This is a genomic window from Oscillibacter sp. GMB15532 (genome assembly GCF_041020825.1).
Lineage (GTDB): Bacteria > Bacillota > Clostridia > Oscillospirales > Oscillospiraceae > Oscillibacter.
Map to the genome: position 1 here is coordinate 80,228 of NZ_JBEVTO010000006.1, position 19,383 is coordinate 99,610.

The following is a 19,383-nucleotide window of genomic DNA, read 5'->3' on the forward strand; positions in this document are numbered from 1 at the left end:
TTTTCATGAAAACTGTCACGATCTATACTGACGGGGCCTGCTCCGGCAATCCCGGCCCGGGGGGCTGGGGGGCTGTCTTGATCTACGGAGAGCACCGCAGGGAGCTTTCCGGCGGCGAGCCGGCCACCACCAACAACCGCATGGAGCTGACGGCTGTAATTGAAGCGCTGTCGTTTTTGAAAGAGCCTTGCACCGTCGATTTGTGGAGCGATTCCAAATACGTGATTGACGGACTTGAAAAGGGCTGGGCAAAAGGCTGGAAAAAGCGGGGCTGGGTAAAGTCCGACAAAAAGCCCGCTCTGAACCCCGACCTGTGGGATAAGCTGCTGGCTCTGACAGAAACCCACACGCTCCGCTATCACTGGGTGAAAGGCCACGCCGACACCCCAGAAAACAACCGCTGCGACGAGCTGGCGGTGGCGGAAAGCAGAAAATACAAGTAGGCAGGTTTTATTTTGAGGATTTGAAGAATCCTCCTGTGACCTGAAAGCACTATGAAAATAAGGATGAGAGGAGTTTCATTCCTCTCATCCTTATTTTTTGTTTACAGCCAAGATTTTTTATTCTAAAAACGGCTTTTTACAGAAAGAACCTGCGCAAAATCCAAAAAGTTTTCCACAATGCATGGAAAAAGGGCTTGCCTGTGGGCAAGCCCTTTCTTTTTCAGATTATTCCGTCTCTTCGGAAGAAGGTCCGTCTTCGGTCAAAGCTTCTGCATCGGCAGCAGCTTCGGCTTCTTCGGAAATCTCCTCTTCAACGGGCAGGCCTTCCCCGGCGGAAAGCTCCCCGGTCATCTCTTCGGAAGTCTCCTCCTTGTCCGTCAGGGCGAGGGAAATCACCTGATCGCCGTCTTCCTTAAAGCGCATGACGATGACACCCTGGGTGGACCGTCCGGCGATACGGATGCTGTCCACCCCCGTGCGGATGAGAATGCCGCTCTGGGTGACCAGCAGCAAATCCTCGTTGCCGTCCACCACCTTCATCCCTACCACGGGGCCAGTTTTCTCCGTCACCATGTAGTTTCGGATGCCAAGGCCGCCGCGGTTTGTAATCCGGTAGTCCTCCACGGGGGTACGCTTGCCGTATCCATTTTCCGTGATGGAAAGAACCGTTTTCCCCTCCAGCGCGCGGGCGGCAGCAACCACATAGTCGCCCTCCCGCAGGCGGATGCCCCGGACGCCTGTGGCGTCCCGACCCATGGGGCGCACGTCCGTCTCGTCAAAGCAAACTGCCTGCCCATCGTGGGTGGCAATCAGAATCCGCTTGGTACCGTCCGTCTCCCGGACGGTAATCAGCGCGTCTCCCTCGTCCATCCGCAGGGCGCGGATGCCGTTGTTCCTTAGGTTTTTCAAGGTGGCCACCGGCAGGCGCTTCACCGTGCCGTTCCGAGTCACCATGAAGAAGAAACTGCCCGTGTCCTCCAAAGACCGGGTATGAACCATGGCCTGCACCCGCTCTCCCTGCTCAATCTGGAGAATGTTGATGAGGTTAGTCCCCTTGGCGGTTTTTCCGGACTCTGCAATCTGATAACCCTTTTTCCGATAGACCTTTCCCGTGTCGGTAAAGAACAGGATATAGTCGTGGGTGGAAGCAGTGAACACGTCCACCACCACGTCCTCTTCCCGGGTGGTGATGCCCTTTTTGCCCATACCGCCCTTGGATTGCGCCGTGTATTCGCTGACAGGGGTCCGCTTGATATAGCCCGCTTCCGTCAGAGTAAAGACGCACTCTTCCTCTTCAATCAGGTCCTCAATGTCGATTTCGTCCTCCACGTCCTGAATCTCGGTCTTGCGGTCGTCGCCGTATTTTTCGGCGATGGCGGTCAACTCCTCTTTCAGCAAGGCGCGGATTTTTTCGTTGGAAGCAAGAAGGTCCTCGTAATAGTGGATTCTCTCCTCCAGCTCCTTATACTCCGCCTCGAGCTTTTCCCGGTTCAGGCCCTGAAGGGAGATAAGACGCATTTCGCAGATAGCCTGGGCCTGAATCTCGTCCAGACCGAATTTTTCCATCAAGTTTTGCTTGGCGTTGTCATAACTGCTGCGAATGACCTTAATGACTTCGTCGATGTGGTCCTGGGCGATGAGCAGACCCTCAAGCAAATGAGCACGCTCCTGCGCTTTTTTCAGGTCATACCGCGTCCGACGGACAATCAAATCCTCCTGAAAGGCGAGATACTCGTCAATAATGTGCCGCAGGGACAGAATTTTCGGCTGGGACTGGTTATCCACCAGCGCCAGCATATTGATGGCAAAGCTGGACTGAAGCTGGGTCTGGGAGAACAGGCGGTTGAGTACTACCTGCGGGTTTGCGTCCCGCTTCAGCTCAATCACGATGCGCATGCCGTTCCGGTCCGACTCGTCCCGGATATCCGAAATGCCCTCCAGCCGCTTATCCTCTACCTGATCGGCCATATTCTTAATCAGCATCCGCTTGTTGACCTGATAGGGAATCTCTGTCACCACAATCCGAGTGCGGTCCTTGCCAAACTCCTCAAACTCCGTCCGGGCGCGAATGACCACCCGGCCCCGGCCGGTGGCGTATGCCGCGCGAATGCCGCTGCGGCCCATAATCACGCCCTTCGTGGGGAAATCGGGACCCTTGACATACTGCATCAGGTCGGCAAGCTGGGCCTCCGGGTCGTCCAGCACATGGATGCAAGCGCCAATGACCTCCCGCAGGTTGTGGGGCGGGATATTGGTGGCCATGCCCACGGCGATGCCGCTGGAGCCGTTGACCAGCAGATTGGGGAAACGAGAGGGGAGGACCTTGGGTTCTTTTCTCGTCTCGTCAAAGTTGGGGGACCAGTCTACCGTATCTTTTTCAATGTCCCGAAGCATTTCTTCGGAAATTTTAGAGAGGCGGGCCTCGGTGTATCGGTATGCAGCCGGGGGGTCTCCGTCCACGGAACCAAAGTTTCCGTGTCCGTCCACCAGCATATAGCGCATGGAAAAGTCCTGTGCCAAGCGCACCAGCGCGTCGTACACCGACGCGTCTCCGTGGGGGTGGTACCGGCCCAGCACGTCGCCAACGGCGGTGGCGCACTTGCGGAAGGCCTTTTCAAAGGTCAGGCCGTCCTCGTACATGGCGTACAAAATCCGGCGGTGGACGGGCTTTAATCCGTCCCGCACGTCGGGCAGCGCCCGACCGACAATGACGCTCATGGCATATTCGATATAGGATTTCTGCATTTCCGTGACCAGAGGGGACTGCTCGATTTTTTGGTTGGGGAACCGAATCTCCTCGGGATCGTACTGCGGTTTCTTACTCATGTTCGGTTCTCCTCTCTTAATAATCCAGATTGACCGCGTATTTCGCGTTCTTCTCGATAAATTCCTTCCGCGGCTCCACCTTTTCACCCATCAAAATGGAGAACGTCTCGTCGGCGGCCACCGCATCGTCCAAAGTAATACGGCGCAGAGTCCGCTTTTCCGGGTCCATGGTGGTTTCCCACAGCTCGTGTGGGTTCATCTCGCCAAGGCCCTTATAGCGGCTGATGTCCACCTTCGCGTTGGGATTATCCTGCTTCAGCTCTGTGGAGATCACGCGGCTCTCCTCCTCCGTATAAGCCACCCGGGAGGTCTTTCCCCGGCTCAGCTTAAAGAGGGGAGGGACAGCGGCGTAAACATACCCCTGCTCCACCAGCGGCCGCATGAAGCGGAAGAAGAAGGTCAGCAGCAGCGTGCGGATGTGGGAACCGTCCACGTCCGCATCCGCCATGATGACGATTTTGTGATAGCGCAGACGGGAGACGTCAAATTCCTCTCCGATGCCCGCCCCCAGCGCCGTAATCACGGGCTGGAGCTTGTCGTTGCCATACACCTTATCCGCCCGGGCCTTCTCCACGTTCAGCATCTTGCCCCACAGGGGAAGAATCGCCTGAAAGCGGGAGTCCCGTCCCTGTGTGGCGGAACCGCCTGCGGAGTCACCCTCGACGATGTAGAGCTCGGTGAGCTCCGGGTTGGCCTCGTTGCAATCCCGCAGCTTGTCGGGCATAGCCGCGCCGCCCAGCGCCGTTTTCCGGCGGATGGACTCCCGCGCCTTCCGGGCGGCCTCCCGCGCGCGGTTTGCGGTGAGGGATTTATCCAGAATCATGCGTCCCACCTGAGGATTTTCCTCCAGATAGGTTTCAAGCTTCGCGGAGACAATTCCATTCACCAGCGTGCGGATTTCGCTGTTGCCAAGCTTTGCCTTGGTCTGGCCCTCAAACTGGGCATCAGTCAGTTTTACGGAAATAATGCAGGTAAGGCCCTCCCGGCAGTCCTCGCCGGAAACCTTGTCGCCCTCCTTCAGCATGCCGATTTTCTTCCCGTAGTTGTTCAGCACGTTGGTAAGGGCGCGCTTGAAGCCCTCCTCGTGCATGCCGCCCTCGGGCGTATGAATATTGTTGGCGAAGGAAAGCATGGTTTCGTTATACCCATCGTGATATTGCAGGGCAATTTCCGCCATGGAGTCGTCCTTGCTCCCGCACATATAAATCACGTCGGAGTGGATGGGGTCCTTGGTGCGGTTCAGAAACGTGACAAACTCCCGGATACCGCCGGCATAATACATTTCGTCGGCCTGCTCCCGGCCCTCCCGCAAATCCGCCACCTTAATTTTCAGGCCCGCATTTAAAAACGCCTGCTCCCGCATATGGGTATGCAGAATGTCATACTCGTACTCCGTGGTATCACGGAACATTTCAGGGTCAGGCTTAAAGGTGACAGTGGTGCCGGTGTGGTCGGTGGTGCCCACCACTTCCATCTTTTTGGTAATCTCACCACGGGCAAAGTGCATTTCATAAATTTTTCCGTCCCGGTGGACCTGCACCACCAGCCATTCGGACAGCGCGTTCACCACGCTGGCGCCAACGCCGTGCAATCCGCCGGAAACCTTATAGCCCCCGCCGCCGAACTTTCCGCCTGCGTGAAGCACGGTGTAAACCACTTCCAGCGCGGGCTTTCCCGTCTGGGCCTGAATATCCACGGGGATACCCCGTCCGTTGTCGACCACCGTGATGGTCCCGTCGGCGTTGATCTGCACCAGAATATCTGTACAGCAGCCGGCAAGCGCCTCATCGATGGCGTTATCCACAATCTCATACACCAGATGATGCAGGCCCGAGGAGGACGTGGACCCGATATACATACCGGGCCGCTTACGAACGGCCTCCAGCCCCTCCAGCACCTGAATTTCGGATGCGTCATATTCATTTTCCGCGCCCACTGTGGTGGGATTCAGTGTCTCATTTTCTGCCATTTGGTTTCTCCTTCCGTATAACAGGGCAAGCAGAGCCGGGTCCGCCATTTTGCAGGCCCGCTTCTCCCCGCCCCTGTGTCAATTTTTATCGCGCTCAAAACCTGCTCAAAAACCGCCCCCGCATTACTGTGTATTTTCAGAAAAGGCCAGTTTAAAAAACGGCTCTCTAAAATCTTATATAAACTCTCCATTGGAACTGCTCACAGCTCCAGCTCCAGACTCTCCGCCCGCTTTTGCAGCGTGGCAGGGCCAAGCTGAGAGAGATATACAATCTGCGGATGATAGGGATGGTCGCACACCACAAAGGATTTTGGCAAAGCCCCGGAAACGTCCAGAACCACGCCCTCGCTCTCCGCCTTTGCAAGGTATTCCCGGGTCCTTTTTCCGTAGCTGCATTTGTCCAGATCAAAAATGCCCACCACCCGGTTTTCGGGGACAATTTCATTCTGACCGATATAAAGATACAAGGTCCATCCTCCTTTTTCTTCCAAACACCCAAAGCACGCATTTCCCTTTAAGTTTCACGTGAAACATTACGGGAGCAGGCGGTTTACTCCGCCCGACCGTTTGCCACATGAAACACCTTTCCGCCCAAAAGCACAGGAAGCCGGTCATCTTCGCAGCAGGTGATAAATACCTGTCCCCCCGCGATACGGTTCAGCACAAATTCCTGCCGCCGGGGGTCCAACTCGGAGAGCACATCGTCCAGCAGCAGAACAGGGGCCTCCCCAGACGCATTTTTGTAAATCTCCCGTTCCGCCAGCTTTAAACTCAAAGCCGCCGTGCGGGTCTGTCCCTGCGAACAATAGGTTTTCGCGTCCCTCCCGTCGATTTCCACCACAAGATCGTCCTTATGAGGCCCCGACAGGCACAGCCGGGAACCAAGCTCCGCGCATTTGTGACTTTCCATATGGGACCTAAGCTGCCGCGCCAAAATTGCAGGCTCCACTAAGGGGTCCTCTACAGAGGAAACGGTTTTATAGGAGACGGACAGGTGTTCCTTTCCGCCGGAGCAGTCCGCATGGTTTGCGGCGGCCGTGGCCGCCAGCTTTTCTACAAACTGCGCCCGATAGTGAATCAGCACCGCCCCGCACTGCACCAGCCGCTCGTTAAATTCCGGCAGCATCTGCAAAAGGCCGGGCTGCTGATCACAGTCCCGCAGAATCCGGGTCTTGTGGGCATATGCTCGGCGATAAGACGCGAGGGCGGAGGCATACCGGGGGCGAAGCTGGCACAGGGCATTGTCCAGAAACCGCCGCCGCGCCGCTGCCCCGTCCCGAATCAGCAGTAAATCCTCCGGACAGAAAAACACGGTTTGCAAAACGCCGGAAAGCTCCGCCGCCGTTTTGGCGGGAACCTTATTTACCCAGAGCTTTCTTCGTTTTGCCCGATACAGCTCTGCCCGCAGGACAAATTCCCGCTCCCTTGAATAAACGTTGCCGGACAAAATAGCGCTTTCCGCTGAAAAGCCAATCAACTCCCGGTCGCTTTTCGCCCGGTCTGACCCGCCGCAGGAAAGATATTGGACAGCCTCCAGCAGATTGGTCTTTCCCTGAGCGTTGTCACCGAAAATCACGTTGCAGTCCGGGTCAAAAGACAGCTCCTGTCGGGTATAATTGCGGAAATTCTCCAGAAACAGTCCGTCAATGCGCATAGACCGGAGTACACTCCTGCCCATCCAACTGGGCCACGTCGCCGGGACGCAGCTTTTTGCCCCGCTGGGTGCAGGTTTCACCGTTCACCATGACCTCGCCGCCCTGAATGCGCTCCTTGGCTTCTCCGCCGGAGTACACCAGATTTGCCAGCTTTAAAAGGTCCTGAAGTTTTACATATTCCGTCGTAATGGTAACAGACTTCATTTTAATCCTGCGCTTTCAGCCGCACGGGCAGCACCATATAAAGAAAATTCTCCTCGCCCTCCGTAGGGACGATGACAGCGGGGGAAACGCCGGTGTTCAGTTCAATTTTCACCGTATCAGCAGGGGCATAGCGCAGAGCTTCCATTAAATAACGGTTGTTAAAGCCGATTTCCAGCTCTCCGCCGTCACCCGCCACGCGGCAGACGTCCTTGGCCTCGCCATTGGCGGTTTTGGCGGAGAGAACCACCCGGTCCTTGTCGAACAGGCACCGTACAGGGCTTTTCAGCTTTTCGGAAATCACCACGCTGACCCGGTCGATGCTCTGAATCAGCTCCTTGGTGTCCGCCACTACTGAAATTGGGTTTTTCCGGGGCACAGCGCTCTTGTAGTCCAGAAAATCCCCTTCCAAACGGCGGCAGATGAGCTGCGTATCGCCCACTTCAAATAAAATGTGGCGTTTCCCCAAGGTAATTGCCGCCGTATCCTCTACGTCGCCACAGATTTTTTCAATCTCGTTCAGTGCGGATCCGGGAGCCACAAAGGAGAAATACCCGCCGTTGACCCGCTCTAAGGGTTCTTTACGGATGGCAAGGCGGAACCCGTCTACAGACACGACAGTCAGTCCGTCTTCGCCGATTTCAAACAGGGATCCGGTGTGGACAGGGCGGCTTTCATTGGTGGAGACGGCAAACAGCGTCTGTTCAATCATGGAGCGCAGGGTTTTCTGCTGGATAGATACGGAATATTCGTCCTCCACCTCTGGAAGATCAGGGTAGTCTGCCGCGCTGAGGCCCATGATGTTAAAGTCCGCGTCTCCGCACTGAAGGCGAACCGTCAGTCTGTCATCGGAAGAAAAAGTAATCATGTCGTCCGGCATCCTCCGGATGATATCGCCGAACAGGCGTGCATTTAATACTAATTCGCCGGGCTCTGTCACATCGGCGGAAAGAATGGTACGAATACCGGTCTGCATGTTGTAGCCGGAAACTGTCACTGTTTCGCTGGCGCGAAGCAGAAGACCCTCCAGCGCGGGAATAGAGCTTTTCTGGGACACTGCGCGGGAAGCCACGGCTACCGCGCTTTGCAGCAGTGCTTTTTCACAGGAGAATTTCATAGGCTTTTTTCCTTTCTGTGGAAGCTTTTCTTTTTTTGATGAAAGCCGGGGGACAAAGGGAAAGTTTGTGGTTTTGCGTTCTTTTAGAAAAGAAAGATATATTTTTTAGTGATAGTCATAGTAGAGGGACAAAAACGGTGGAAAAGTGCGGAAATCCCTGTCAGCACAGGAAAAGTTTTTATGGACGCAGGCTGGAAAAACAGGGGTGTTTTTCCACAATGGATATAAAGACCCTGGTTTTCCACAATACTGTTTTCCTTTTCCACAGGAAAAGTGGGGAAAACTCAGTGCTTGGAACTGATATTGGTTTTGATTTCTTTCACTGCCTCGGCAAAGCCTGCGTCGGACTTCATTTGCCGCTCTACTTTCTCAATGGAGTAAAGTACGGTGGAGTGGTCCCGGTTTCCAAAAAACTTGCCGATGTCGTCGCTGGAGAGGTTCGTCATGCTGCGAATCAGGTACATGGCAACCTGCCGGGCGGCCACAGCCTCCCGCACCCGCTGCTGCCCCCGAATGACCTCGGCGGAAACGCCGTAATATTTGGAGACAAACTCCACGATAGAATCCGAGGTGGGAAGATTCTCTCCCCGGCGGAGAATATCCTGAATGGCCCGCTTCACCAGATCCTCGTCCACGTCGTCCCCCAAAAGGTCCTTATAGGCGAGAAGCTTGTTAATGGTGCCCTCCAGCTGCCGGACGTTGGAAGTGACGCGTTCGGCGATGTAGGCGGCCACCTTGTTGGGAATTTCCATGCCAAGCAAAGCAGCCTTGTTTTTGATGATGGCCATGCGGGTCTCATAGTCCGGCGGGGCCACGTCTACCAGAAGGCCCCATTCAAACCGCGTGCGCAGCCGGTCTTCGAGCTGCATCATTTCGGAGGGGGGACGGTCGGAGGTGAGCACGATTTGCTTGCCGGATTCGTAAAGATTGTTGAAGGTGTGGAAAAATTCCTCCTGCGTCTGCTTGCGCCCGGCGATGAACTGCACGTCATCCACCAGAAACAGGTCTGCCTTGCGGTATTTCTCCCGCATTTCGGCGGTTTTTCCTCCCTGAATGGCCTCCACCAGCTCGTTGGTCAAGTCGTCGCCTTTTACATAGGCGATTTTTGCGTTGGGGTCATCTTTTTTGATGACGTGGGCAATGGAGTAAATCAGGTGGGTTTTTCCAAGGCCGGAATCCCCGTAAATCAGCAGAGGATTGTAGTTTTTTGCCGGGTGCTCCGCCACGGAGATGCAGGCCGCGTGGGCCAGCTTATTACTGGAGCCTACCACAAAGCGCTCAAAGGTAAATTCGTCGGAGGTAAATGCCTCCGACTTTTTCTTCTGGGCGGTGCCTGAAAAAACGGCATATTCCTCGGCGGTGAGGACGGTTACCTCAAAATCGGTGGAAAAGATATCGTGAAGGGCCGCCTTGATGTTTTTTATGAACAGGCTCTCAATGTAATTTTTCTTGAAGTCGTTGGGACAGTGCAGATAAAAAACGCCATCCCGGAGATCCACGGCTTCCAGTTCGTCAAACCAGGTGGCAATGGTCGTCTCCGAGAGGTCGCGTTTTAACTGAGTGAGGACGTTTGTCCAGACGTCGGCTACGGAATTCAAAAGTAAAGACACCTCTCTTTCCCTGCGAGCAGGGGAAATCATATACCCATTGATTATACCAAAAAACGTGAAAAAAAACAACACTTATTCTAATAAATAAGAATTGAAAAAATAGAAAGTAAAAGCACAATATCTGGAAAAAGCGACGGCAAAAAACGGACATCTTGTGGTTTTTTCCGTCAGGTTCTCAAAAAAAGGCAATTTGCCTGAAAAATTCGGCGTTTACAAGTTTTTATTGACAGTATTTTGATTTCCATGTATACTGTTCCGTGCGCTGGATTTGCGTTTTTTATTTGTTTACTGCGCGGCGCGAGCGCCGTGTCGAGTAAGAGCCGCCATCATAGGCGGCCGGAAAAGATTTCAGTACAGGAGGTGTCTCAACATGGCGACAAAACGTACCTATCAGCCCAAGAAGCGCCACGGACAGAAGGTCCACGGCTTCCGCAAGCGGATGGCCACCGCCAACGGCCGCAAGGTTCTTGCCCGCCGCCGCGCCAAGGGCCGTGCTCAGCTCAGCTACTAAGATGCTGCGCGCGGGGTTTTTCTCGCGGAGGACCTGCTGAACAAAATAGACAGGGACGGCAGGAAACCGGTTTTCCTCCGTCCCTTATTGGCATGGTCGGCAGATCCTCGGTCACCGGAAACGAACAGGAGAATGCATGAAAAAAGCCGTTACGCTGAAAAAAAATCATGAGTTTCGCCGCCTGTACGGCAAGGGTGCTTCCGCCGCCGGAAGCGGGCTTGTGATTTACTGCCGAAAAAACCGGCTGGGGCACAACCGGCTGGGCGTTACCGTATCCACCAAGCTTGGAAATGCGGTGGTGCGCAACCGTGCGCGCCGCAGGCTGCGGGAGACCTATCGGCTGAACCAGCACCTGATGCGTCAGGGCTACGACATGGTTCTGGTGGCACGCCACCGGGCGGTCAATATGCCCTGGATAGAGCTGAACGCCAGCTTTTTAAAGCTTACGGGAAAGCTGGGGCTTTTGGAGGAGGCACTTGGGTGAAACGAATCATGTTGGCATTGGTGAGATTTTACCGAAGGGCAATCTCACCGCTTCGCCCGCCCTGCTGTCGGTTTTACCCAACCTGCTCCCAATACGCGCTGGAGGCCATTGAAAAATATGGCGCGCTGAAGGGCGGGTATTTGGCTGTGCGCCGCGTTCTCCGCTGCAACCCGTTCCACAAGGGGGGCTACGACCCCGTGCCCTGAGCGTAGCGAGATTTGTACACAAAGGAGTCTTCCAATGGGATTTTTAGGAACCATGGGATATTACGTCTGTATCCCGTTTGCCGCTCTTTTGCGGTTGTTTTACAATATGACCGGCTCCTATGGTCTGTCCCTGATTTTCTTCACGCTGGTGATCAAGCTGGTGCTGCTGCCTTTCCAGATGAAGAGCAAAAAGAGCATGGTCCGCATGAACCGCATGAGCGGAAAAATGAAGGAGATTCAGAAAAAATACGCCAATAACCCCGCGAAACAGCAGGAGGAGACACAGAAGCTGTATGCCGAACAGGGTGTAAGTCCCATGAGCGGCTGCCTGTGGAGCATGCTGCCCATGTTCTTCCTCATCGCGCTGTACGCCATTATCCGCCAGCCCATCACCCATTTCATGATGCTGGACGCAAGCGTGGTGGATTCGGCGCTTTCCGCCCTGCAATCCGCCGGCGTGAATATTGCCGACATTGCCACCACCGCCAAGGATGGGGCCTTGCAGGTCACCGCTTTCGGGCAGATTATGATGGTCAATGCCATCAACACCCAGCTTCCCGAATTTGCCGCCAGCATCCCCGGCTGGATCAGCGTGAATTACAGCTTCCTGGGGATGGACCTGTCGGTTCTGCCCAGCAATGTGCTTCAGGCGTTTACCTTTACCTGGGCCAACATCGGCGTGATTCTGATGCCTGTGATTTCCGCCGGACTCAGCTTTTTGATGAGCATGGCGTCTATGGCAGGACAGGATAAGAGCAGCCCTGCTGCCCGGCAGATGAAGACGATGCTGTGGATGATGCCGCTGATGTCTCTGTGGATCGGCTTTACCCTGCCCGCCGCATTGTGTGTGTACTGGATTGCCCAGAGCGCTTTCTCCGCGGTGCAGGAATGGTTTATGGGCAAGTTCTATAACAAGAAGATCGAAGAAGAGGAAAATCAACGGCAGGAGGCCATTGAGGCCGACCGCCGCCGCCGTCAGGAGGAGGCCAAGGGCAAGCAGGAAGAACTGCGCCAGCAGCAGGCCCTGAAGCCGTCCCTGAAGGAAAAGCGTAAGGCCGCGCAGGAGGCCAAGAGCAATAAGCCCAAAAAAGCCAGCACCAATGAAAACGGCCGCCTGGGCGACCGTCCTTATGCCCGCGGCCGCGCCTATCAGGAGAGTCGGTACGGCGATTCCAACGAGAAATAAGGAGCTTTTGCCATGAGTTATATTGACGTAACGGGCAAGACGGAGGAGGAAGCCATTGCCCGCGCCCTTTCACAGCTGAACATGGAACGGGACGACGTGTCCGTTGAAATTCTGGAGCGGGCCAAAACCGGCTTTTTGGGCCTTGGCAGCACACCGGCGAAGGTTCGTGTGACCTACGGGGAAGAGGAAAAGCCCGCAGCCCCGGAGATTGCCCCCGCCAAGCCAAAGGCAGAAAGCAGTCCTGTCCCCAAGCCCTCCGCGAAACCCGCAGTGAAACCCGCACCCCGGGTGGAGAAGCCCGCCGCAGAGCCTGTACAAAAGACCCGCGAGCCTGCCGCGAAGGAAGAGCGGTCTGCGCCGGCTGCACATGTGCCAACGCGCTTAGGCGAGGAGATACAGGATGAAAAGGCGGAGGCCATCCACGCGTTCCTCTCCGGGCTTCTGGAGAAAATGGAAGTGGAGGCGCAGATTCGCGTGTACCTTCCTGAAAAGGGCCGGTATCAGGTGATTCTGGAGGGCCCCGGCATGGGGCAGATTATCGGCCGCCGGGGGGAGACGCTGGATGCGATTCAGCAGCTTACCGGCTATTGCGTGAACCGCGCCGGTACGGGCCGGGTACGGGTGGCCGTGGATGCGGAGAACTACCGCGCCAAGCGGGAGGAAAGCCTAGACCATTTGGCCCGCAAGGTGGCCGCCAAGGTGGTTAAGTACCGCCGCAGCGTGACGCTGGAGCCTATGAACGCCTATGAGCGCCATATCATTCACGCCGCCTTGCAGGATGAACCCAACGTGGCCACCGGCTCCATCGGAGCCGACCCCAACCGGCGGGTTGTGGTGTCCTACGTGCGATGAAGGAATGATCTGAGAGCAATCAGCTGAATACGGAAAAAGGACGGCGGGTAAACACCCCGCCGTCCTTTTTTGCTGTCTGGAATAAATTTTTGGAGAAGAAGGATTCATTGTATGTTGATCCCACTAAAAAGGTGTAAAATTCACACAAAAGACTTGACTTTTTGAAATTTTGTACTATTGTTATAATACAATAAAAACAGTTGCGTTTGGCCAGTTAAAAAAGAATTCCTGATACGGTGTGGGTTTCAAGCTTTGTTCAAGGTGAATCATGGAAAATGTTTGATAAACACATAACCCGGCGCAGGGCCAAATACGAGGCTTATGTAAGGAAATGAGGAATCGTATGAAAGAAGAATTGCAGAAGACCGAAGAGGTACAGGGGCTGGACGAACGTCCGGCGAAAAAAAGGGGGCTTGGAGTGATTGGAAAACTGAAGGGTCTGTGGGGCCGGAAGAAGCTGCGCAAGTGGCTGATTCTGGCCGTTGTGCTGGTATTGGTGGTGTCTGCGGTGTTGCGGGGATTCGGCAAGAATAAGGCCGCCGCCGCGATTACTTATACGGAAGAGGCCGTGTCCTATCGCGCGATTACGCAGGCGCTCAGCGGGACCGGCACGCTCCAGCCTGCCAACGCCTATACCGTCACCACGTTAAAGGAAGGCGAAATTTTATCTGCGGATTTTGAAGAGGGGGATACGGTCACTAAGGAGACCGTTCTCTATGAGCTGGACAGCTCCGATGTCAGCAGTAATCTGGAAAAATCCCAGCTATCGCTGAATCAGGCCCAGCGCAGCTATGAAAAGGCGGCCTATGCGCAGTCTCCCGTATCGGGAACCGTGGCGTCGTTGGATGTGAAAACTGGCGATGTGGTAAAAGCCGGGCAGACGGTGGCCACTGTGCGGGACAATTCCTCTATGACGCTGAAGGTGCATTTTGCATCGGATGATGCGAAGAGCTTTTATGTGGGGCAGAGCGCGTCGGTGGTGCTGGACGGCTCCTTTGAGACGCTTTCCGGGACAGTCACCGCAATTTCGGGAGCTGACACAGTACTTACCGGAAACCGCATTGTACGCAGCGTGACAATCTCCGTAAAAAATCCCGGTGGGCTGACCGACACGCAGGCCGCCACTGCCACCATTAACGGCAGCGGCTCCAGTGAAAACGCCACCTTGGAGTATCGGGCGGCGGAGGATGTGGTCGCCTCCTCCGGCGGCACCGTGGCTGCCATCAATGTGAAAGAGGGCGGAACGGTATCCGCCGGGCAGGCTATTGTGACCTTTGCGGCCAACGCGGCCAACGATTCCGTTCAGTCTGCGGAGGACACTCTGAAAAGCGCCGAGCTGAGTATGGAAACCTCCCAAAAGCAGTTGGAGGATTACACGATTACTTCCCCCATCGACGGAACCATTGTGGATAAACAAATCAAGGCCGGTGAAAAGGTGGAATCCGGAAATACGCTTTGCATTATCTACGATCTGAGCTATCTTGAAATGACGCTCAGTGTGGATGAGCTGGATATCACGCAGGTAACGGTGGGGCAAAATGTTACCATTACGGCGGACGCCGTGGAGGGTGAAACCTTTATCGGGCAGGTGACGAAGATTTCCATGGCGGGAACCACCAGCAACAGCGCCACCACCTATCCCGTCACCGTCCGGATCGACGATTACGGCGACCTTTGGCCGGGAATGAACGTGGACGCAGAAATCGTACTCGAGGAAAATGACAACGCACTTTCTATTCCCAGCGCGGCGTTGGAGCGGGGCAATCAGGTGCTGATTACCGCCGATTCCCCCAGTGCGTCCAACGCGATTGAGCAGAAAACCCCTGAGAATTATGTCTATGTGTCCGTAGAAACCGGCGTCAGTAACGACGATTACATTGAAATTACCTCCGGACTTCAGGAGGGCGATACGGTAGCCTATTTGCCCGTCTCCAGCAGCTCCTCCGGAATGGAGATGATGATGGGCGGCGGCGGAGAAATGGGCGGCGAAGGTCCCAACGGGGGCGGAGGCGGTCCCAGCGGCGGCGGCCCCGGCGGCGGAGGACCGATGGAATGAGCGCTCTGATTGAATTTCAGGATGTATGTAAGGTTTATGAAATGGGTGATTCCGTTGTCCGGGCGGCGGATCACATTTCCATGCAAATTCAAAAAGGCGAGTTTGTGGCCATCGTGGGCCAGTCCGGCTCCGGTAAATCCACCTGTATGAATATCATCGGATGTCTGGACGTTCCAACCGACGGTAAATACTTGCTGGATGGCCGGGATGTGGGCTCACTGGATAAAGACCAACTGGCGGAAATCCGCAATAAGATGCTGGGCTTCATTTTTCAGCAATACAATCTGCTGGCAAAGCTGACGCTCCTGGAAAATGTGGAGGTTCCCATGATGTACGCCGGGGTTCCCAGAGGAGAACGGAGGGAACGGGCCAAGGTGGCGCTGGAGATGGTGGGGCTTGGAAGCAAGATCAACCACAGACCCGCCCAGCTTTCCGGAGGCCAGCAGCAGCGTGTTTCCATTGCCCGGGCGTTGGTGGGGGAGCCTGCGGTGATTCTGGCCGACGAGCCGACCGGCGCGCTGGATTCTCACACCGGAAGGGATGTGCTGACGCTTTTGCAGCAGCTCCATGCGGCGGGAAACACCGTGGTCCTGATCACCCACGATAATTCCATCGCCGTGCAGGCCCAGCGCATTATCCGTCTGGAGGACGGACGGGTCATTTACGACGGGGATTCCCACGCGCCGGAAGCAGTGGTATCGTCGGGCTTATCGGGAATGGGGGGCGGACAATGAAACTGACAGAAGCCTTCCAGCTGGCCGTTAAAAACATCAAGGGCAACAGGATGCGCACCTTTTTGACGATGCTGGGCATTATCATCGGCATTGCGGCTGTGATTGTGATTGTGGGTCTTGGAAACGGCATGGAAAAGTACATGCGTGACCAATTTGCCGACATGGGGACCAATACGGTGTCGGTGAACATTATGGGCCGGGGCAGCTCCCGCAGCGTTTCCGAGACGCAGATGTATGCATTGGTGGCGGAAAATCCCGAGTATTTTGACCAGATTTCCCCAACGGTCAGCTTTTCCGGCACCGTTAAAATCGGAACGGAAAGCCCTTCCTCCACGTCGGTTACGGGTGTCAGCGAGGCATATTTTGACATGAAGAGCTATACGATTTCTTCCGGGCGGGGTCTTCAGTACGTGGATGTGGCAAAGCGGAGAAATGTCTGCGTGGTGGGAAACTATCTCAACAGCACCTATTACGGCGGCAATGCCGTGGGCCAGACCATCCGCCTGAGCGGAAGAAGCTTTTTGATTGTGGGCGTTATGACCCAAGAAGCCGACGATGAGATGGAGGAGGGTGGAACGGACGACTGCGTGTTCCTTCCCTATTCCACTGCGGCGCGCATGTCCTATACCGGCACAATCACCAGCTATACCCTTACGGTGGTGGACGAAACGCAGGCCGCGGCCAGTGTCACCATTGTGGAGGATTATCTCTACGATATTTTTTCCGACGATGACGCGTATCGAGTGATCAGCATGGCAGAGATGCTTGACGCCATGAATGCCATGATTAACGTCATGATTGGGATTCTGGCGGGCATTGCCGCCATCTCTCTGGTGGTGGGCGGCATTGGAATTATGAATATCATGCTGGTATCCGTTACGGAGCGGACCCGGGAAATCGGCATTCGCAAGGCGCTGGGCGCCAAAGAGCGGTACATTATGCAGCAGTTTGTCATTGAGGCCGCCACCACCTCCGCGCTTGGCGGCGTGCTGGGTATCACCGTGGGATATGGACTTTCTTCCATCGCCACCGTTGTCGTCACGGCGCTGATGCAGGAAAACCTGACCGTCAGCCCATCCATTGGCGCGGTGCTGGGTGCGTTCGGAATTTCCACATTTATTGGCATCGTGTTTGGATATTTGCCGGCAAAGAAGGCGGCGCGGCTGAATCCCATTGATGCGCTGCATTATGACTGACAGAGGTGCGGCAGGCCGAAAGGCCACTTTGCGCCTGCTGCGCGGAGAAAGGAAAAACAAATTATGAAAAGACGAATTTTATGCCTTTTAATGGCGGTGTTTCTGCTGCCCGGGCTGATCGCCATCCCCGCCGGAGCAGCCGTTTCGGAGGACAGCGGCGAGGTCCAGACCATTCGGGCGCTGGGGATTATGACGGGGGATTCCGCCGGAAACCTGAATCTGGGCGGCAATGTCAACCGTGCACAATTTGCCAAAATGCTGGTAAATGCCTCCTCGTATAAAGACAGTGTGGGAGATGGGGAGGGCGTTTCCCTCTTCAAGGATGTGAACAGCACCCACTGGGCGTCCCAGTATATCAAAATTGCCGTAAACGAGGGGTGGATGACGGGATATACCGACGGAACCTTCCGCCCCAGCCAGAGCATTACGCTGGAGCAGGCGTGCGCCACGGTGCTGCGTCTTCTGGGATACGACTCCTCCTCACTGGCGGGTTCTTTCCCCTCTGCGCAGCTGAGCAAGGCCAGCTCCTTGGGTCTGCGGGATCAGATTTCTCTCGGAAAGGGGGAGTACATGACCCGGTCCGACTGCGTGTATCTGTTTTATAATACCCTGACGGCGCAAACCAGCGATGCAAAGGTCTACGCTGTTACGCTGGGCTATACCGTTACCAACGGCAACGTGGACTATGCCGCGGTGGTTTCCGCCAATTTGAGCGGACCCTATGTGGCGGGCAGAGGACAGTCGCTGGAGCTGCCCTTTGCGTCCTCGGCTGCTGCTGTTTACCGCAACGGCGCGGTGTCTACCATGTCTGCCGTGCAGCAGTACGATGTCTATTATTATAACACGGGGATGCAGACGGTGTGGATTTACACCGATCGGGCAGGCGGTACCATTACCGCCTTGCTGCCCAGCGCGGCCGCGCCCACCTCGGTGACCGTTGGCGCGACCACCTATACCGTCGGAACCGCCACGGCGGCTTATAAGCTGTCGTCCATGGGTGGATTCAAGGTGGGGGACACCGCCCTGCTTCTTCTGGGTATGAACGGTGAAGTGGTGGATGTGGTCAATGGCAATGCGGCAAGTACGGTTTATTACGGCGTGGTGACTGCTGTCGCCAACGCATCCTCCTCCGGTTCCACCGCAGGAACCGAGGTCCGCGTGAGTGTGGGTTGTACCGACGGTGTGGTTCACACCTTCTCCGTCAATCAGCGTGGCGCCTACACGGTGGGAAGTCTGGTTTCCGCCAGTATGACGGACAGCGGCGCATCGATCAGCCAGCTTACCGCCAAGACCCTCAGCGGCGCGGTGAATCAGACCGGAACCAAGCTGGGAGACAAACTCTTTGCAGGGGATGTGCAGATTCTGGATACCGCCTCCAACGGCGCATGGGCCAAAATTTATCCTAGCCGTCTGGCGGGCTACACGCTTTCGACGGATGATATCCGTTACTATGTCACCAATACCAGCGGCGAAATTACCCACTTACTTTTGGATGACGCCACAGGGGATACCTGGTCTTACTATTATCTGACATCCGTACCCGAAAAGTCCAACGGCACACTCAGCGGCAGCTATTCCGGACTGAAAGACGGAAGCAGTGTCACTCTTGACAACAACGGAAAAACATTCAGTGCAGAGGCCGGGGGTGTAGGGGTCCAGTTTAACAGCGACGGTGAAATCAAGAATATGCGCCAGCTTCTGTCCGTCACGCTGGACAGCCTCAGCTCTGTCAGCGCCATGGGCGGCAATACGACTTATGCGCTGGATTCCGGCGTGCAGGTCTATCTGCGTAAGCGGGATGCAAACTATGTCTTGAGTTATTATCAGGTGAATCTTGGCTCCGTCAACGCATCGGACTATAAGCTGACCGGCTGGGTTGATAACTTTGGAAACACCGCCGGCAAACAAGTCCGGGTAATTATCGCGGAGGAAAAGTGATTTTTAAAGGACGACGTCTGATTGCAAAAAGCGGAGAAATAAATGATGTGCTTTAAGCTTTAAGAAGCGGACGGAATAAGAAAAACGCCCCGTCTCCAAACTGTATTGGAGACGGGGCGTTTCCTCGGCTTTCTTGGCTTTTGGAGATTTTCTTGACATTTCGGAAAAAAGGTGATAGAGTAGGCCACGATATTTCAACAGGCTGTGAAAGGGAGTAGTATCCCCTGTTTCCGGGCGAAGAGAGAGGACGGTTTGGTGTAAGTCCTTGCCGGAACGGAGAGAAGGCGCCCCCGAGCCGCGCGTTTGAGCGAGAGCAGAATGCGCCGGTCCCCGCCGTTACCGGGTCAGAGTGCGCGCTTTTTGGCGCGAATTCAGGTGGCACCGCGGACAATCGTTCGC

Annotated in this window: 17 protein-coding genes and 1 other annotated feature (1 of these 18 running past the window's edge); of the genes, 10 read left to right on the forward strand and 7 right to left on the reverse strand. The window is 55.4% G+C overall.

All coding sequences use genetic code 11. The features are described 5' to 3' along the window. The first annotated feature begins 5 nt into the window (after positions 1-5). Positions 6-443 (forward strand): ribonuclease HI, encoded by a 438-nt coding sequence (gene rnhA / locus ABVS15_RS08635; protein ID WP_369283328.1) that lies wholly within the window; start codon positions 6-8, stop codon positions 441-443. A 225-nt stretch (positions 444-668) separates the two neighbouring features. Here rnhA and gyrA read toward each other — a convergent pair whose 3' ends face one another. The 7 genes from gyrA to dnaA form a co-directional block, all read right to left on the reverse strand. Further along, positions 669-3,269 (reverse strand): DNA gyrase subunit A, encoded by a 2,601-nt coding sequence (gene gyrA, locus ABVS15_RS08640; protein WP_369283329.1) that lies wholly within the window; start codon positions 3,267-3,269, stop codon positions 669-671. Positions 3,270-3,285: 16 nt separating this feature from the next. Beyond that, a complete protein-coding gene (gene gyrB / locus ABVS15_RS08645; protein WP_369283330.1) occupies positions 3,286-5,238 on the reverse strand; it encodes a DNA topoisomerase (ATP-hydrolyzing) subunit B in 1,953 nt (650 codons plus the stop codon). Between the two features lie 200 nt (positions 5,239-5,438). Then, a complete protein-coding gene (gene remB / locus ABVS15_RS08650) occupies positions 5,439-5,705 on the reverse strand; it encodes an extracellular matrix regulator RemB (RefSeq protein WP_369283331.1) in 267 nt (88 codons plus the stop codon). Positions 5,706-5,788: 83 nt separating this feature from the next. Continuing rightward, positions 5,789-6,892 (reverse strand): DNA replication/repair protein RecF, encoded by a 1,104-nt coding sequence (recF, locus tag ABVS15_RS08655; RefSeq protein ID WP_369283332.1) that lies wholly within the window; start codon positions 6,890-6,892, stop codon positions 5,789-5,791. Continuing rightward, complete coding sequence (locus tag ABVS15_RS08660; RefSeq protein ID WP_369283333.1) at positions 6,882-7,097, reverse strand: RNA-binding S4 domain-containing protein; 216 nt, start codon at positions 7,095-7,097, stop codon at positions 6,882-6,884. Before ABVS15_RS08660 ends, recF begins: the two co-directional genes overlap by 11 nt. Position 7,098: 1 nt before the next feature. Beyond that, positions 7,099-8,211, reverse strand: coding sequence for a DNA polymerase III subunit beta (dnaN, locus tag ABVS15_RS08665; RefSeq protein WP_369283334.1), 1,113 nt, complete (start codon positions 8,209-8,211; stop codon positions 7,099-7,101). 284 nt (positions 8,212-8,495) lie between these two features. Beyond that, entirely contained in the window at positions 8,496-9,809 is a 1,314-nt protein-coding gene (gene dnaA / locus ABVS15_RS08670; protein ID WP_369283335.1) for a chromosomal replication initiator protein DnaA, read from the reverse strand. Between the two features lie 382 nt (positions 9,810-10,191). Between dnaA and rpmH the strand changes: the two genes are divergently transcribed. The 9 genes from rpmH to ABVS15_RS08715 all read left to right on the forward strand — a co-directional run bounded on the left by rpmH (position 10,192) and on the right by ABVS15_RS08715 (position 18,984). Next, complete coding sequence (gene rpmH / locus ABVS15_RS08675) at positions 10,192-10,332, forward strand: 50S ribosomal protein L34 (RefSeq protein WP_293009652.1); 141 nt, start codon at positions 10,192-10,194, stop codon at positions 10,330-10,332. Positions 10,333-10,468: 136 nt separating this feature from the next. Further along, positions 10,469-10,816 carry a ribonuclease P protein component gene (gene rnpA, locus ABVS15_RS08680; RefSeq protein WP_369283336.1) on the forward strand — a complete coding sequence of 116 codons (348 nt, stop codon included), beginning with the start codon at positions 10,469-10,471 and terminating at the stop codon, positions 10,814-10,816. Continuing rightward, positions 10,813-11,022, forward strand: coding sequence for a membrane protein insertion efficiency factor YidD (yidD, locus tag ABVS15_RS08685; protein ID WP_369283337.1), 210 nt, complete (start codon positions 10,813-10,815; stop codon positions 11,020-11,022). The genes rnpA and yidD overlap by 4 nt, the downstream gene beginning before the upstream one ends. A 34-nt stretch (positions 11,023-11,056) precedes the next feature. Next, entirely contained in the window at positions 11,057-12,208 is a 1,152-nt protein-coding gene (gene yidC / locus ABVS15_RS08690; RefSeq protein WP_369283338.1) for a membrane protein insertase YidC, read from the forward strand. 12 nt (positions 12,209-12,220) lie between these two features. Then, positions 12,221-13,060, forward strand: a complete 840-nt coding sequence (gene jag / locus ABVS15_RS08695; RefSeq protein WP_369283339.1) for an RNA-binding cell elongation regulator Jag/EloR — start codon at positions 12,221-12,223, stop codon at positions 13,058-13,060. A 343-nt stretch (positions 13,061-13,403) separates the two neighbouring features. Further along, entirely contained in the window at positions 13,404-15,116 is a 1,713-nt protein-coding gene (locus ABVS15_RS08700) for an efflux RND transporter periplasmic adaptor subunit (protein ID WP_369283340.1), read from the forward strand. Beyond that, entirely contained in the window at positions 15,113-15,850 is a 738-nt protein-coding gene (locus ABVS15_RS08705) for an ABC transporter ATP-binding protein (RefSeq protein WP_369283341.1), read from the forward strand. The genes ABVS15_RS08700 and ABVS15_RS08705 overlap by 4 nt, the downstream gene beginning before the upstream one ends. Further along, positions 15,847-17,046 (forward strand): ABC transporter permease, encoded by a 1,200-nt coding sequence (locus ABVS15_RS08710; RefSeq protein ID WP_369283342.1) that lies wholly within the window; start codon positions 15,847-15,849, stop codon positions 17,044-17,046. The genes ABVS15_RS08705 and ABVS15_RS08710 overlap by 4 nt, the downstream gene beginning before the upstream one ends. Before the next feature lie 63 nt (positions 17,047-17,109). Next, a complete protein-coding gene (locus tag ABVS15_RS08715) occupies positions 17,110-18,984 on the forward strand; it encodes an S-layer homology domain-containing protein (protein WP_369283343.1) in 1,875 nt (624 codons plus the stop codon). 195 nt (positions 18,985-19,179) lie between these two features. Further along, positions 19,180-19,383 (forward strand) — a binding site (T-box leader); it runs 7 nt beyond the window's last position.